This is a genomic window from Deinococcus detaillensis (genome assembly GCF_007280555.1).
Classification (GTDB): domain Bacteria; phylum Deinococcota; class Deinococci; order Deinococcales; family Deinococcaceae; genus Deinococcus; species Deinococcus detaillensis.
In genome coordinates, this window is record NZ_VKDB01000001.1 from 284,838 (window position 1) to 298,321 (window position 13,484).

Sequence of the window (13,484 nt, forward strand, 5' to 3'; positions counted from 1 at the left end):
GAGGAGTTGGGCGACTAAACTCAAGGTATGCCTGATTCGCTCGCCCTCGCGCCCAATGTCTTTTTGTTCCCGGCTGCCGTCAACTCGCTGGTGTTTGTGCAGGGCAGCGGTGTGCTAGTGGTCGATACCGGCCTAGACGAGCAGCACGCCCGCAAGCTGCTGCGCGGCTTAGAAGCTCAGCGTCTGAGGCCGACAGCCATTCTCAACACCCACTCGCACGCCGATCATCACGGCGGCAACGCGGCTTTCCTTAAGCGCTTTCCTAATCTGCCGATCTACGCGCCGCCTTTCGAAGCCGCCATCATTGCCAATCCGCTCTTGGAGCCGCTTTACCTTTACGGCGCATACCCACCGCAGGCCCTTCAAACCAAGTTTTTGCTGGCTCCAGCGAGTCCGGCACAGGCCGTTGAACCCGGCTTGGTGACGCTCGGCGGCGTGGACGTAGAACTGATCGAAGTGCCGGGCCACGCTTCTCGAATGTACGCCGTGAGGGTAGGGGAGGTGCTGTACGCCGCCGACGCGCTGTTCGGGCCGGAAGCGCTGAGCAAGCACCCGCTGACTTTTTGTGTGGACAGCGCCGCCATGAAGTGCAGCGCCCAGAGCCTGCTGAGTCAAGGCTTACCCAGTCTGGGCGGCGTGCGCCTGACGGTGCCTGGGCACGGCCAGCCCACTGAAGAGTTGCCCGCTCTGGTGGCCGCCAACCTCAGCGCCTTCGAGCGGGTCACGCGGGCCGTGCATGAAGCCGTGACACACGCCTGCACGGTGGACACGGCCCTGAAGCGCGTCTGCGACAGCTTGGACGTTGAAATGACCAATCCCGGCGCAGTCGTGCTCAACCGCAGCGTGGTGAGCGCCCACCTCGCGGAGTTGGTGGCATTGGGCCGCGTGAGCATGAGTGTGGAGGGCAATCAGCTCCTCTTCGCGGGGCAGCTTTGAGCGCGTGAGCCTCTCTCCTGCACAATGTTAAAGGCCTCCTTACGGCCACATCACCCAGTTGGCGCGGTGGCGGCGGTACGGTGAGAGCATGACCAAAAAGAGCAAGAACACCGACCTGCCGGAAAGCAATGCCAAAGTCAGTACCGGCAGCGCCAAAGCCAGCAAGAAAAAAGTCGCTCCGATCACCGTGAATGACGTGAGCGACGCCATGACGCCCGCCGAAGCCTCGGTGGGTAAGCAAACCGACGCGGCGCACGAGGGCGGGGAATTCAACCAACTGGTCAATCACCATTACCTCACCGAAGAGCAGTTCGGAATCGTTTCGGAGACCTTGCAGCGCAACTTGGCGACCAGCATCAACTTGTACCTCAAGTTCAAAAAGTACCACTGGGACATCCGGGGCCGCTTTTTCCGCGACCTTCACTTGGCCTACGACGAGTTCATCGACGAAATCTTTCCCAGCATCGACGAGCAGGCAGAGCGCTTGGTGGCCCTCGGCGGCAGTCCCAAAAACGCGCCGGAAGACTTGGCCCGCTACAGCGTGGTCAAAGTGCCCACCGAAACCGTGCGCGACGCCCGCACCCAAGTGGCCGATCTGGTCAGCGACCTAAGCCGCGTGGGCAAAGGTTACCGCGACGACAGCGGCACAGTGGACGACGCCGAAGACCACGCCACCGCCGATATGTACAACGGTTACGCCGGCACCATCGACAAAATTCGCTGGATGCTTCAGGCGATGATGGACGACGAGCAACTGAACTGATTTTGAAAAATGGAAGGCGGGGGGAAACCTCCGCTTTTTTGTGTTCCGGACTCTGCGATGAGGAGCGAAGGTGAGCGACCAACCTAAACAGCCGGCCAAGAAGTTTGATTACAGCCTTCACTACGCCGAACTCGATCTCCGCGCTCACCCTGAGCTGTACCGAATCGGCGTGGGCGAGCAGGGCGTCTTGCTGGTGCAGCCTTACAAAGCTGAAATCCTCCCGCACTGGCGCTTTGCCACGCCCGAAGCAGCAGAGGAGAGCAGCCAGAAGATTTACCAGCTGTTTCTGGATTATTTGGCGGCGGGTGACGTGGTGGGCGCGGACATGGCCCGCAAATTTTTGCAGATGGGGTATACCCGCTCTCGGCGCTACGCCAACCACAAGGGCGGCAAAAAGTACGACGGGCCAGTTCCAGACGACAAAAAAGGGGTCAGCGGCGCACATGGCCGCCCCGAGTTGCCGCGCATGCCTGAAGACCCCGTCAAAGCCGAGTCGGCCCGCATCTTTAAGGCCAAGTGGGACGAAGCGGCGGCCAACGCCGAGTACAAGCGGCTCAAGCAGGAGCACAGGGAGCGGTACGGGTGAGTTGAGCCGATTCGCTTCGTCTCAGCCCTCACTTCACCTCAAAACCCATCTCCCGCAGCGCTTCCTCGGCAGCCTGCTGATCTTGCGCCGAACTGCCGCCCGAAAGGCCGAGGCCGCCAATCACCTGTCCATTTTCCACCACTGGATACCCGCCGCCCAGAGCCGTCATGCGCGGGTGGTGGTTGAGCGGCGAGACTTCAGGGCTCTGGACGATTTCGTTCCAAACGTGAGTGGGGCGGCCAAACGAGGCGGCAGTCCAGGCTTTGTTGATCGCCACCTCCGCCACCAAAAAGGGCGCGTGGTCGGCCCGCTCAAAAGCCCGCAGGTGCCCGCCCGTATCGGTGACGGCAACAGCCATGTTCACGCCGAGTCGCTTGGCAGCGGCGCGGGCCGCCGCAATGAGTTCGAGCGCCGCGCCGCAGGAAATGTTGGGGGTAGAAACAGATTTCGCTGGAGTGCTGGTCATGTGGGTGCTCCTTGGTGAACTTTGAAATCGCGCTCAGCGCACCGCTGTTCCCTCGGCTTTTTTCTCTGCGAACTGCTCGCGCAACTCCCGCTTGAGGAACTTGCCCGTCGCGCCAATCGGAATAGCGGCCACCACTTCGTAGGCGTCGGGCAGCCACCACTTGGCGAATCGGGGAGACAGAAAGGCGGTCAGCTCGGCGTAACCCGGGTGGTCGTGGTCGGGCCGTAGCACCAGCACCGCCAGCGGCCTTTCGTCCCACTTGGGATCGGGCATGGCGATCACGGCAGCCTGCGACACGGCGGGGTGGGCCATCAAAGCGTTTTCCAAGTCCACGCTGCTGATCCACTCGCCGCCGGATTTGATCAGGTCTTTGGCCCTGTCCTGAATATGCATAAAGCCGCGCCCGTCGAGGGTGGCGATGTCACCGGTGTCAAACCACTGCTGGCCGCCCAACTCCAAAAAGTTTTCCTGGCCCGCGCCGCCGTAGTAGCTTCCGGCGATCCACGGCCCGCGTGTAATGAGGCGGCCCATGCTTTTGCCGTCGTGCGGCAAGATATTGCCCGCATCATCCAGAATTTCGAGTTGCACGGTGGGCACCGCCACTCCCTGCTTGGCGGCCAGCGCGTAGCCTGCGTCGCTGGCAAACTTCATTCCTGGCGGCGTGATGCTGACCGTGCCGAGCGGGTGCGTTTCGGTCATGCCCCAGGCTTGGGCCAGCTTGAGGTGGTGGCGCTCCGAAAAAGCCCGAATCATCGCTTCGGGAGCGGCCGAGCCGCCCACCACCAAGCGCTCGAGCTGGAGTTGATACGGCTTCCCAGCTCCGACGGCGCGGTCAAGCTCATTGAGTAGGCCCATCCAGATGGTCGGCACGCCCGCCGTGATGGTCACTTGCTCGTCCTGCATCAGCTTGGCGAGGCTCGGGCCATCCGAAAATGCTCCGGCAAACACCAGTTTCGCGCCGTAGAGTGAGCAGGTGTACGGCAGCCCCCAGGCGTTGACGTGAAACATCGGCACAATCGGCAGCACGGCGTCGCTTTGACCGACGTTCAGCGCGTCTTTGGGCGCGGAGGCGAGGCTGTGCAGCAAAGTAGAGCGGTGCGAGTAGGTCACGGCCTTGGGGTTGCCCGTCGTGCCGGAGGTGTAACACATGCCCGCCGCGTCGGTTTCCAGCATCTCGGGATAGCGGCTTTGCGGCGCGTGGTTCATGATCCAGGTGTCGTAGTCCTCGACGCCGTCCATGGGTTTGGGCAGCGGCCCCAGCACCACGATTTTCTCGATGCTGGGGCAGTTTTCCAAGATGGTGGGAATCTTGTCGGCAAACAGGTTTTCGATCAGCAGCACTTTGTCCTCGGCGTGGTTGATGATCCAGCAGAGTTGGTCGGGGTGCAGCCGAATGTTGAGGGTGTGCAGTACCGCGCCGGAACTGGGAACGCCCAGGTAAGCCTCCAAGTGCCGGTAGGAGTTGACCGCCAACGTCGCCACCCGCTCGCCCGGCCCCACGCCCGCCGCCGTGATGGCGCTGGCCAGCCGCAAGGCACGTTCAGCGACCTCGCCATAAGTGGTGCGGTGAAGTTTGGCGGTGGGCTGGCCGTCTTCGCCGCGTCCCGCGACCATCAAGCTGACAATTTCGCGCTCGGCAAAAAAGTGACGGGCGCGTTCGACGATTTCGGGAATGAGCAGTGGAACGTCCATCATGGTGCTTTTCATCTTGGTTCTCCTTGAAACAGTGGGGAAAGTTGGGGAAATGGGCCGTGAGTTGTGCTGTGGTAAGCAGTCTAACCAAAGTGAGTGGGTGGAGCGGCGTGCTGGCTTACGTGGCTTCCTGTTTTGGGAGTGGTGCGGCTCACTGCTCAACTGGCAGCTTGTCCCAAAAGCCCTGTGCTGCCCGTTGACAGTTGGTCTGAGCGCCCGCCCCGCCGCTTGTGCTTTTCGTGTCAGCGCGGCCGTGAGAATCTTGAGCCATGTCTGGTTCTTCACCGTTGGAGCGCGGCGCGGCGGCAGTCTTGACCGCGCTGGCACTCGGTTGCGGGGCTTGGGCGCTGTTCCCCGCTTTCAGTCCCGCTCTGCACCGACCAACCGTGACCCACGCGGCGCTGCCCGTTTCGGCCACCGCTGAGGCCGCCCCAACTTATGCCACCACCGCCAGCGTGAGGCCGCTGATTTCTGGCAGGCTCAATCTCAACACCGCCACCGAAGAGCAGCTCGAAGCCCTGCCCAGCATCGGCCCAGCGCTGGCTGCCCGCTTAATTGCTGCCCGCCCGTACCACACCCTCACCGACCTCGACGCGGTGCGCGGGGTGGGGCCGGTGCTGCTCGGCAAACTGACGCCGCTGGTCGAGTTCTGATGGTCGGGTCTTTGAAAGTGAGCCCGGTATGGCGCTGAGTTGGAATCCGGCCACCGGAGAAGTGCAGGCGGACGCGGTCCACTCGCCGCGCCGCTGGCCCGTTCCGGCTTATCCGGTTCCGGTGGCGCTGGCGGTCATCGGCGGCGTGCTGCTGGGCTTCGGAGCGCTCTGGGGCGCGGTGGTACTGGTTGTGGCCCTGGCGCTGAGCTGGCCTGTCGGCAAGGGCTGGCTGCTGGGAGCCTGCGTGGTGTTGGCGGCCTGCGGCTTTGTGCGCGAGCGGGCCTGGCAAGCCGCTCCCGACGCGCTCTCAAGCTGGGTGGGCGCTCAAGCCACCCTGACTGGCGACTGGGACGGCCAACTGCTGCACCTCAGCAGCCCTGCGGCGGCGGTGGCGCTGGCACCCAAACCCAAGGGGCCAGCCGGACGTCTGACCGTTCGTGGGCGGCTGGTTCGCCCCGAAGGTCGGCGCATTCCCGGCGGCTTCGATTACGCGTTTTGGCTGCGGATGCAGGGCGTGCGCGAAGTCTTGGTGGCCGCTAAGGTCAAGCACCTGACCCCCGAAGGTGGGGTACGCGGTTGGTTTCGGCGTGGCCTGAGCGCTGGTCTCTCGCCGCGTGAGTCGGCCCTGCTGCGGGCGGTGGAATTGGGCGAGCGCAACGACATCTCACAGGAAAGCTTCAATGACGGCCTGAATGTCCGCGACGCTTTCACGCGGGCGGGTTTGGCACACCTGATGGCGCTCAGCGGGCAAAACGTGGCGCTGCTGGTGGGAGCGCTGACCTGGCTGTTGGCCCGTTTATTGCCGCTCAAGTGGACAAACGCCCGCTACCCGCTGATGCTTGCGGCGCTGGCGGGTTTTTTGTGGTTGGTCGGCCCCACGCCCAGCATCACCCGCGCCGTGCTGATGGGCGTCTTGGTGCTGCTCTCACTGTGGCTGGGGCGCGGCAAGCTCGACGTCTACGGTGTGTTGGGCTTGGCGGCCATCGCCAGCTTGCTGTATCAACCGGCTTGGCTCTTTGACGTGGGCTTTCAACTCAGTTTTCTGGCGGTGCTGGGCCTGAGTGTGTCAAACAGGGTGGCCGCCCTGCTGCCCGCAAAGTGGCCGCTGTGGCTGCGTCTCGCGCTGGTCGCCACCCCCTGCGCCGAGCTGGCCACTTTGCCGGTGGTGCTGCACACCTTCGGCCAGTTGCCGCTGCTGAGCCTCCCCGCCAACCTCGCCGCCGCCGCGCTGATGGCCGTGCTGGTGCCGCTCGGCTACCTCGCCGGACTGCTGGGGCCGCTGGCGGTGGCGGTCAATTGGGCGCTTGGCCCGCTGTCAGAAGCGCTGCTGAAAGTGGTGGACATTTTTGGCCGCGCTCCAGTGCTGACTTGGGGAATGATCAGTTCGGCGGGGTTCGCGGTTTATGCGGTATTTGCCGCCGCCGCCGTCCTCACCCTTTACCGCCGCTTGCCGCTGTGGGTCTTGCCGCTCACCGCCTTACTGGGCGGCGCGTCCACTGCTTTGCCGGGCGTCCTCAACCCACCCAGCGAAATCGTCTATCTGGACGTCGGACAGGGCGACAGTTCGCTGATTCGCACTCCCAAGCTCACCATGTTGATCGACGGCGGCGGCACTCCCAGAGGCGATTACGACGTCGGCAAAGGCACGGTGCTGCCTGCCTTGCGGGCCATGAACGTGCGCTCCCTCGACGTGATGGTCGCCACCCACGCCGACGCCGATCACATCGAAGGCCTGATCAGCGTGCTGCTGGGCTTGCCAGTAGGCGAGTTGTGGATCGGTCAGCGCAAAGACGACCCCAATCTCAATATGCTGCTCAGGGCCGCTGAGGCCCGCCACGTACCGGTGCGCGAAGTGCGGCGAGGTGACAGCGTGCAGGCCGGAAAAGCCACCTTCACGGTGCTGTGGCCCACCGGGAAAGTCTGGTTGGACGCCGACAACGAAAACAGTGTGGTCATCAAATTCGATACTCCCCAGTTTCACACCGTCTTTCTGGGCGACCTCCCCGACCCGCTAGAAAGCGAGCTGGGCGTCGGCAAACTGGACGTTCTCAAAACGGCCCATCACGGCAGCCGCTTTTCGAGCGGTCAAGCGTTTTTGGATGAAACCCGCCCGCATGACGCTGTTATTAGTGTCGGGCGGGCCAACAGTTACGGTCACCCCAACCCGCAGGTGTTGGATCGCCTTCAAGCGTCCGGTGTAAAAGTCTGGCGCACCGATCAGGTGGGAACGGTGCGCTGGCCTTTGCCTTAACGGTGTGGCTAAAAGTAGCAGCCCTAGTCTCTGCCTTTTGGCTCAGCGGTAGGGCTACACTCCAGCCATGTCTCTTTCCGTTCGCCGCGTCACCGATCCGCATGACCCCGCCCTTGAGGCCTTCGGGCGCATTCAGGAAGCCGCCTACTATCAGCCGGAGATGCTGATTCCCGCTGAATATTTCGGGCCGATGATTGCCCAACCGCCGCAGACCAGCCAGCGCCAGAACATTATTTTGGTGGCCGAGCAAGGCGGCGAAGTGGTGGGCGGCACGCTCTTTCACCTGCTGAGCAGCGGTGCGGGCTTCAGCTCATTTATGGGGGTGGCCCAGTCGGCGTGGGGAACGGGAGCCGCCCGCGCTCTACATCAAGCCCGAATGCAAATCATTGGTGAAGCGGGTGCGGCGGGCGTGTTTGCTGACGCCGTTCACCGCCAAGCGCTCAGCGCCGAAGACCTGGCCGCCGAAGCCCGGGTGGGCAGCGACCCCACTTTGCGGCGCGTCAAGCTGGGCGCTCTGGGCTTTTTTACGGTGGACATTCCGTATTGGCAGCCTGTCGGCGGCCCTGAGGGTGGCCCGCTCAAAGACTTGGACCTGATGTACTGCCCGCTCGAAACATCTGAGACTGTTTCACTGAGATTAGTCACAGATACCATGCAGGCGTACTGGCAAGGCTGGTTAGGCGCTGACCGGGCCGCCAAGGAAGCCGGAGCACTGGCGCAGCGCACTGGACAAAACCCAACTGGACAAAGCTCAGTGGCGCTGCTGAGTGCCACCGAGCGGCCCAAGGCTTTTTCCCAATCTTAAAACTTGAAACTCAGTCGTCGGCGCTGACGGCTTCCGGCTTCGCTGCGGCCCGCTGAGCCGTAGCCTGACCCTCCGCCTGAATAAACTCAGCTGCCTTCTCGGCAATCATGATGGTTGGCGCGTTGGTGTTGCCGCGCACGACACTGGGCATAATGCTGGCGTCAGCGACCCACAGGCCTTCCAAGCCGCGTACCTTGAGGCGCTCATCGACTACGGCGAGGTCGTCGTGGCCCATCTTGCAGGTGCCGACCGGGTGGTAAATGGTCATGGCCTGCGCCCGAATGTACTCGCGCAGGTCGTCGTCGCTTTGAATCTCTGCGCCCGGCATGGCTTCGCGGGTGCGGTATGCCGAAAGTGCCTCTGATTCGCCGACTTGCCGCGCCAGCCGCATGCCGCGCAGGAGCACATTCATATCGGCTTCATCCGAGAGGTAATCGGGTTCGATCAGCGGCTGGGCCTGCGGATCGGCGCTGGCCAAACGGATACGCCCCCGACTCTTTGGGGCGACCAATGAAGGCAGCAGCGTGAAGTGGTGGCCGTCCAGTTCCAAAAAGCCGTGATCTACGAACAGCGCTGCGCCGTTGTGAAACTGCAAATCCGGCGCGTCTAGGGCAGGATCGGATTTCATAAAGCCGCCGGTTTCAGCGATGTTGCTGCACAGCATGCCTTGCTGGTCACTCATGTACAGCGCGAAATTGGCTTCGCTGGTGGCGTCTTTGATGCTCACCGTCTGGGTTTCGTAGACCAGCGGCACAAACAGGTGGTCTTGTAAGTTCTGGCCCACGCCTGGGAGGTCATGCAGCACTTCGATCCCTGCCGCTTCCAGTTCTCGGCGCTCGCCAATACCCGAAAGCATCAGCAGGTGCGGACTGGTGATCGCTCCCGCCGCCAGAATCACGCCCCGCTCGGCCCGAACCGTGTGCAGTTGCTCGCCGCTGAGATACTCGGCCCCCACCGCCCGCCCGCCTTCCAGCACAATGCGGGTGACGTGCGCTCCGGTGCGGGCTTCCAAATTGGGCCGCGCCAGAGCGGGTTTGAGGTAAGCGCTGGCCACCGAATGCCGCACCCCGCTTTTCTGAGTGACTTGGTAGCGCCCGACCCCTTCTTGCGACTCGCCGTTGAAGTCACCATTGGCCGCGAAGCCGATTTCCTCGAAACCAGCGGTGATGGCGTCGCAAATCTCGTGGGTGTAGCGGCGGTTCTCGACGTGCAGCGGCCCGCCCGCACCGTGAAACTCACCCGCGCCGTTTTCGTTGTCCTCAGCTTTGATAAAGTACGGCAGCACTTCGTCGTAGCTCCAGCCCGGATTGCCTGCCGCCGCCCAAGCGTCGTAGTCGGCGCGGTTGCCGCGAATATAAACCATCGCGTTGATACTGCTGGAGCCGCCCAGCATCTTGCCGCGCGGCCAGTACAATTTGCGCCCGGCCAGATGCGCCTGTGCCTGCGTTTCGTAGTTCCAATCCAGCGGCGACTTGAACAGTTTGGCAAAGGCCGCCGGAATGCCGATCTCCGGCGCTTCGTCCGGCACGCCCGCTTCGAGGAGCAGCACCCGCGTTTGGGCGTCTTCGCTCAGCCGCGCCGCGACCACGCAGCCGCCTGAACCCGCGCCGATCACCAGATAATCAACAGAAGTTGGAGCGGATTCGCTTTTGCCCTGCGTCATGTGCCCTCCACGCCAAAGAAGTGGGAATGACCGCCCTGCCTCACGGATTTGAGGTACGGCGGTAGAGCCTAAATTGAAAAAACTTCAGTTCGCGTTGAGCCAGCATACGCCTGTGGGACACCAAAAAAGATTAGCCCCGCTTCCCAATTGGTGGGAGCGGAGCCAAACGTCGGGGTAGCCTTTAAGCGGCGGGGGCTTCGTTGCTGGTTTCTTCCGCGCCGCGCCGGTTGCGGTTAGGGCGCTCGGCGGTGGTCTCTGTCGGTGCGGGGGCGCTGGCGGTGGGCGCAGTGGCCGCAGGGACGTTGGCAGCGGGCGTGTTGGTCGTGGGCATGTTGTTCGTAGGTACAGCCGAGATGCGGCCCAAGGTTTCGCCAAAAGCCCGCATGGCGTCGCTGGCTTCCAGCTCAGACACGGCGCGGGCATTGAGCGCTTTGAGTTCTTCGCGGGTCACGGCGTATTCGGGCGCGTCGTGACCCTTAAGGCCGCGCAGCACGCTGTACGCGCTGGCCGACTCGATCTCCGCTCCTTTGGTGGTCGTCACGGTGCTGGCGCTGTCCATCCCCGCACCGATCAAGGTGATGTTGTCGGGCGAGACCATCGTGACCCTATCGCCGCGCTCCTCCATGTGGGCGGCGAGTTGCAGCAGGCCGCGCAAATGAAGCATGTGCTGAAACAGTTCCAAGTGCGCGGTCATCGCGCCCGCTTTCTTCAAGAGGTTATCCATACTGGTATTATTACGGTGTTGGCGTAATTGTCAAGCCTAAGTTAAGCCAGATGAATCAAAATGAAGAAACGCTCAAGTCGGTTTGAGGTCAAAGCGTTGCCGCTCCGTGTAAGGCTGCCCCGCTTGGTCTTTGCCAAACAGCACCAACTGAGAAGCCGTGAACACCAGCGGCTGAGTTTCCAGATCGCTGAACTCCTGCTGAGCACTTTCGATGGCCTGCTCCCAAGTCACGTTGAAGCTGCGCCACTCCAGCGCCAAAGTCAGGTGCGGATGGTAGTTCTCCAAAGCAAAATCGCCGGGTGCTTGGCCCAGTTCGCTCACCAGGTCGCGGTGAAGCTCGTGCAAAGCGGGCGCGTCCACCGACAAAAAAATCACCCGCGAGCCGAAAAATCCCACGCGCCCAAGAGTGACGGGCGCGGCGGTCTGGCGCTCAGCCACCGCTGCGGCCACGCTTTGCCAGCGCTTTTGGGGCAGCGCGGCAGGAGCCAGCAAGGTCACGTGCGGCACAGTGATGATGTGTTCCAGTTTGGCTTGCCAAGCCAGCACACGGGCCGTGAGTTCGGGCGGCGGGGGAATGCCAACAAAAAAGGGAGGCGAAGGTGCAAGCATGCCTTAGCCTAAAGCCATGAACTTCTTGGTATTGGGCGGCACCCGCTTCGTGGGTCGGCAAATAGTCCTGGAACTCCTCGGGCGCGGCCACCATGTGAGCATCCTGACGCGCGGACAAACCGACGACGACCTGCCGCTGGAAGTGGAGCGGCTGCGCGGCGATAGAGACGCGGGCAATTTGAGCGCCCTCACGGGCCGCACCTGGGACGCCTGCTTGGATGTCAGCGGCTACGTGCCCCGTGTGGTGACCCAGAGTGCTGAACTCCTTAAAGACGCCGTGAAACGCTACCTCTTTATTTCCACCGTCAGCGTTTATGCGGACGGACAGAGCGGGCCGATCACCGAAGATTCAGCCTTGGCCGTCTTGAAAGACTCTAAAAGCGAGAACATTCAAGCCGATTATGGAGCGCTCAAAGCAGTTTGCGAAGCGGAGGTGCGCCGGATTTACGGCGAGCGGGCCACCATCGTACGCCCCGGTTTGGTGGCAGGGCCACACGATCACACCGGGCGCTTCACCTACTGGGTCAAACGGGCTGCCCAGGGTGGCGTTGCTCTGGCTCCCGGCGACGGTCAGGACATCACTCAGGCGATAGACGCCCGCGACTTGGCAGCGTTTGTGGCGCATCTGCTGGAGCACCATACGCCGGGCATCTTCAACGCGGTGGGTGAGCCGCTGACGTTTGCCGCTTTTCTCGCTGAAGTTTCTGTGGGCGTGGACGCTCATCCCGATTGGCATTGGATTTCGCAGGCCGATCAGCAACGCCTCGCGGCAGGGGAGAGCTGGCCCATCTATGCTCACCGCGAACCTATTCTCAATATTGAGCCTGTGCGGGCCAAAGCGGCGGGCCTTAAGTTGCGCCCCCTCTCCGACACGGCGCGGGACACGCTGGCCTGGGCCAAGCAAACGGGCGCTGAGGGCACGGGGCCGAGTGCAGAACGGGAAGCGGCATTGCTTTCTCAGCTGACTTGACGGCGGTTCGGCGGCTCAATTGCGAGTTTTTACCCTTGCGCCGCGCTGCACAAGAGCGCTAAGATGCTCCGGTTGGAAACTTCGCGGCTGATTTTTAACCCGTCAAAGTTTCTGCGGATGCGCGGCGTGAACGCTGACCACGCTCGCAGAGTTTTAAAGCCACGACTTCGGTGCACGTTTGACCGCGCCGGAGCACTGTTCAAGCCCTAGCGCCTGCCGAGCAGCAAGGCAGCGCCAGCCACCCACTGAGGAGTGATTTACTCTGCCCACTACCCAACAGCTGCTCCGCAAGGGGCGCACCACTTTGCAAAAAAAGAGCAAAGTTCCCGCCCTCAAAGGCAGCCCTTTCCGGCGCGGCGTTTGCACCGTCGTCAAGACCACCACCCCCAAAAAGCCCAACTCGGCGCTGCGTAAAATTGCCCGTGTGCGCCTGTCCAGCGGCTTTGAAGTCACCGCTTACATCCCCGGGGAAGGCCACAACCTTCAGGAACACAGCGTGGTGCTGATTCGCGGCGGACGTGTCAAGGACTTGCCCGGCGTGCGTTACCACATCGTCCGTGGATCGCTCGACACCCAAGGCGTGAAAGACCGCAACAAGAGCCGCTCCAAGTACGGCACCAAGAAGCCCAAAGCGGGCGCTGCTGCCGCCGGCGCAAAAAAGAAATAAAGAAGTAGGCCGCACTTGATTTGCCGCCTTCTTCGGAGGCCAGGCCAATGAATCAGTGAGTAGCAGTTAAGCAAATGCACCGTAAAACCGTGCTTCATCAGTAAGCGCTTTGGAGTACCACGGCGCTGAAGCCCGCCCCCACCGACACTTGGTGCGTTGGGCGTAGAGAGGGAGACAAAATGGCCCGTCGCCGTAGAGCAGAAGTTCGTGAATTGTTGCCCGACCTCGTTTACCAAGATGTGCTGGTCAGCGCCACCATCAACCGCATCATGGAAGACGGCAAAAAGAACCTTGCCAGCCGCATTTTTTACGGTGCGATGAGCGTCGTTCAAGACCGCACTGGTCAGGAGCCGCTCAAGGTCTACAAGCAGGCCTTCGAGAACATCAAGCCGCGCGTGGAAGTCCGCAGCCGCCGCGTGGGCGGAAGCACCTATCAGGTGCCGGTGGAAGTCAGCGTCCGCCGCGCCCAGAGCTTGACCCTGCGGTGGATGAAGTCCGCCGTGGACAACCGTCCTGAGCGCACCGCCGTCGAGCGCCTCGCTGCCGAGATTTTGGATGCGGCGCAGGGACGCGGCGGGGCCATCAAGAAAAAAGACGATGTGGAGCGCATGGCCGAGGCCAACCGCGCTTACGCGCACTACCGCTGGTAAACAAAGCAGCAAGGCAGACGGCGGCTGTAGCGTTTTTCGCTGGGTCGCC

General features: G+C 62.5%; 14 protein-coding genes. 9 read left to right on the top strand and 5 right to left on the bottom strand.

Annotated elements, in window-relative coordinates:
- Positions 1-27 precede the first annotated feature (27 nt).
- The 3 genes from FNU79_RS01475 to FNU79_RS01485 all read left to right on the top strand — a co-directional run bounded on the left by FNU79_RS01475 (position 28) and on the right by FNU79_RS01485 (position 2,285).
- Entirely contained in the window at positions 28-936 is a 909-nt protein-coding gene (locus FNU79_RS01475; RefSeq protein WP_143719135.1) for an MBL fold metallo-hydrolase, read from the top strand.
- Positions 937-1,024: 88 nt separating this feature from the next.
- Positions 1,025-1,699: a Dps family protein gene (locus FNU79_RS01480; protein WP_225429807.1), complete on the top strand. Its 675-nt coding sequence runs from the start codon at positions 1,025-1,027 to the stop codon at positions 1,697-1,699.
- Between the two features lie 70 nt (positions 1,700-1,769).
- Positions 1,770-2,285 (top strand): DUF4385 domain-containing protein, encoded by a 516-nt coding sequence (locus FNU79_RS01485; protein WP_143719136.1) that lies wholly within the window; start codon positions 1,770-1,772, stop codon positions 2,283-2,285.
- 28 nt (positions 2,286-2,313) lie between these two features.
- On the opposite strand, the gene FNU79_RS01490 is transcribed toward FNU79_RS01485, so the two are convergent.
- Positions 2,314-2,751: a GlcG/HbpS family heme-binding protein gene (locus FNU79_RS01490; RefSeq protein ID WP_143719137.1), complete on the bottom strand. Its 438-nt coding sequence runs from the start codon at positions 2,749-2,751 to the stop codon at positions 2,314-2,316.
- Between the two features lie 33 nt (positions 2,752-2,784).
- Positions 2,785-4,458, bottom strand: coding sequence for a long-chain fatty acid--CoA ligase (locus FNU79_RS01495; protein ID WP_143719138.1), 1,674 nt, complete (start codon positions 4,456-4,458; stop codon positions 2,785-2,787).
- A gap of 254 nt (positions 4,459-4,712) precedes the next feature.
- Between FNU79_RS01495 and FNU79_RS01500 the strand changes: the two genes are divergently transcribed.
- From FNU79_RS01500 to FNU79_RS01510, 3 genes are all read left to right on the top strand, one after another.
- Entirely contained in the window at positions 4,713-5,096 is a 384-nt protein-coding gene (locus tag FNU79_RS01500) for a ComEA family DNA-binding protein (RefSeq protein ID WP_143719139.1), read from the top strand.
- 28 nt (positions 5,097-5,124) lie between these two features.
- A complete protein-coding gene (locus tag FNU79_RS01505; protein ID WP_143719140.1) occupies positions 5,125-7,347 on the top strand; it encodes a DNA internalization-related competence protein ComEC/Rec2 in 2,223 nt (740 codons plus the stop codon).
- A 67-nt stretch (positions 7,348-7,414) separates the two neighbouring features.
- Complete coding sequence (locus FNU79_RS01510) at positions 7,415-8,152, top strand: GNAT family N-acetyltransferase (RefSeq protein ID WP_143719141.1); 738 nt, start codon at positions 7,415-7,417, stop codon at positions 8,150-8,152.
- A 10-nt stretch (positions 8,153-8,162) separates the two neighbouring features.
- Here the strand turns inward: FNU79_RS01510 and FNU79_RS01515 are convergent, their stop codons facing one another.
- The 3 genes from FNU79_RS01515 to FNU79_RS01525 form a co-directional block, all read right to left on the bottom strand.
- A complete protein-coding gene (locus FNU79_RS01515) occupies positions 8,163-9,815 on the bottom strand; it encodes a GMC family oxidoreductase (protein ID WP_143719142.1) in 1,653 nt (550 codons plus the stop codon).
- 181 nt (positions 9,816-9,996) lie between these two features.
- Positions 9,997-10,539, bottom strand: a complete 543-nt coding sequence (locus FNU79_RS01520; protein WP_143719143.1) for a multidrug DMT transporter — start codon at positions 10,537-10,539, stop codon at positions 9,997-9,999.
- Between the two features lie 72 nt (positions 10,540-10,611).
- Positions 10,612-11,148 (bottom strand): 2'-5' RNA ligase family protein, encoded by a 537-nt coding sequence (locus tag FNU79_RS01525; protein WP_143719144.1) that lies wholly within the window; start codon positions 11,146-11,148, stop codon positions 10,612-10,614.
- Positions 11,149-11,164: 16 nt separating this feature from the next.
- Between FNU79_RS01525 and FNU79_RS01530 the strand changes: the two genes are divergently transcribed.
- From FNU79_RS01530 to rpsG, 3 genes are all read left to right on the top strand, one after another.
- A complete protein-coding gene (locus FNU79_RS01530) occupies positions 11,165-12,118 on the top strand; it encodes an NAD-dependent epimerase/dehydratase family protein (protein ID WP_143719145.1) in 954 nt (317 codons plus the stop codon).
- A 262-nt stretch (positions 12,119-12,380) separates the two neighbouring features.
- Entirely contained in the window at positions 12,381-12,785 is a 405-nt protein-coding gene (rpsL, locus tag FNU79_RS01535; RefSeq protein WP_041221741.1) for a 30S ribosomal protein S12, read from the top strand.
- A gap of 179 nt (positions 12,786-12,964) precedes the next feature.
- Positions 12,965-13,435 carry a 30S ribosomal protein S7 gene (gene rpsG, locus FNU79_RS01540; RefSeq protein WP_124870153.1) on the top strand — a complete coding sequence of 157 codons (471 nt, stop codon included), beginning with the start codon at positions 12,965-12,967 and terminating at the stop codon, positions 13,433-13,435.
- Positions 13,436-13,484 lie beyond the last annotated feature (49 nt).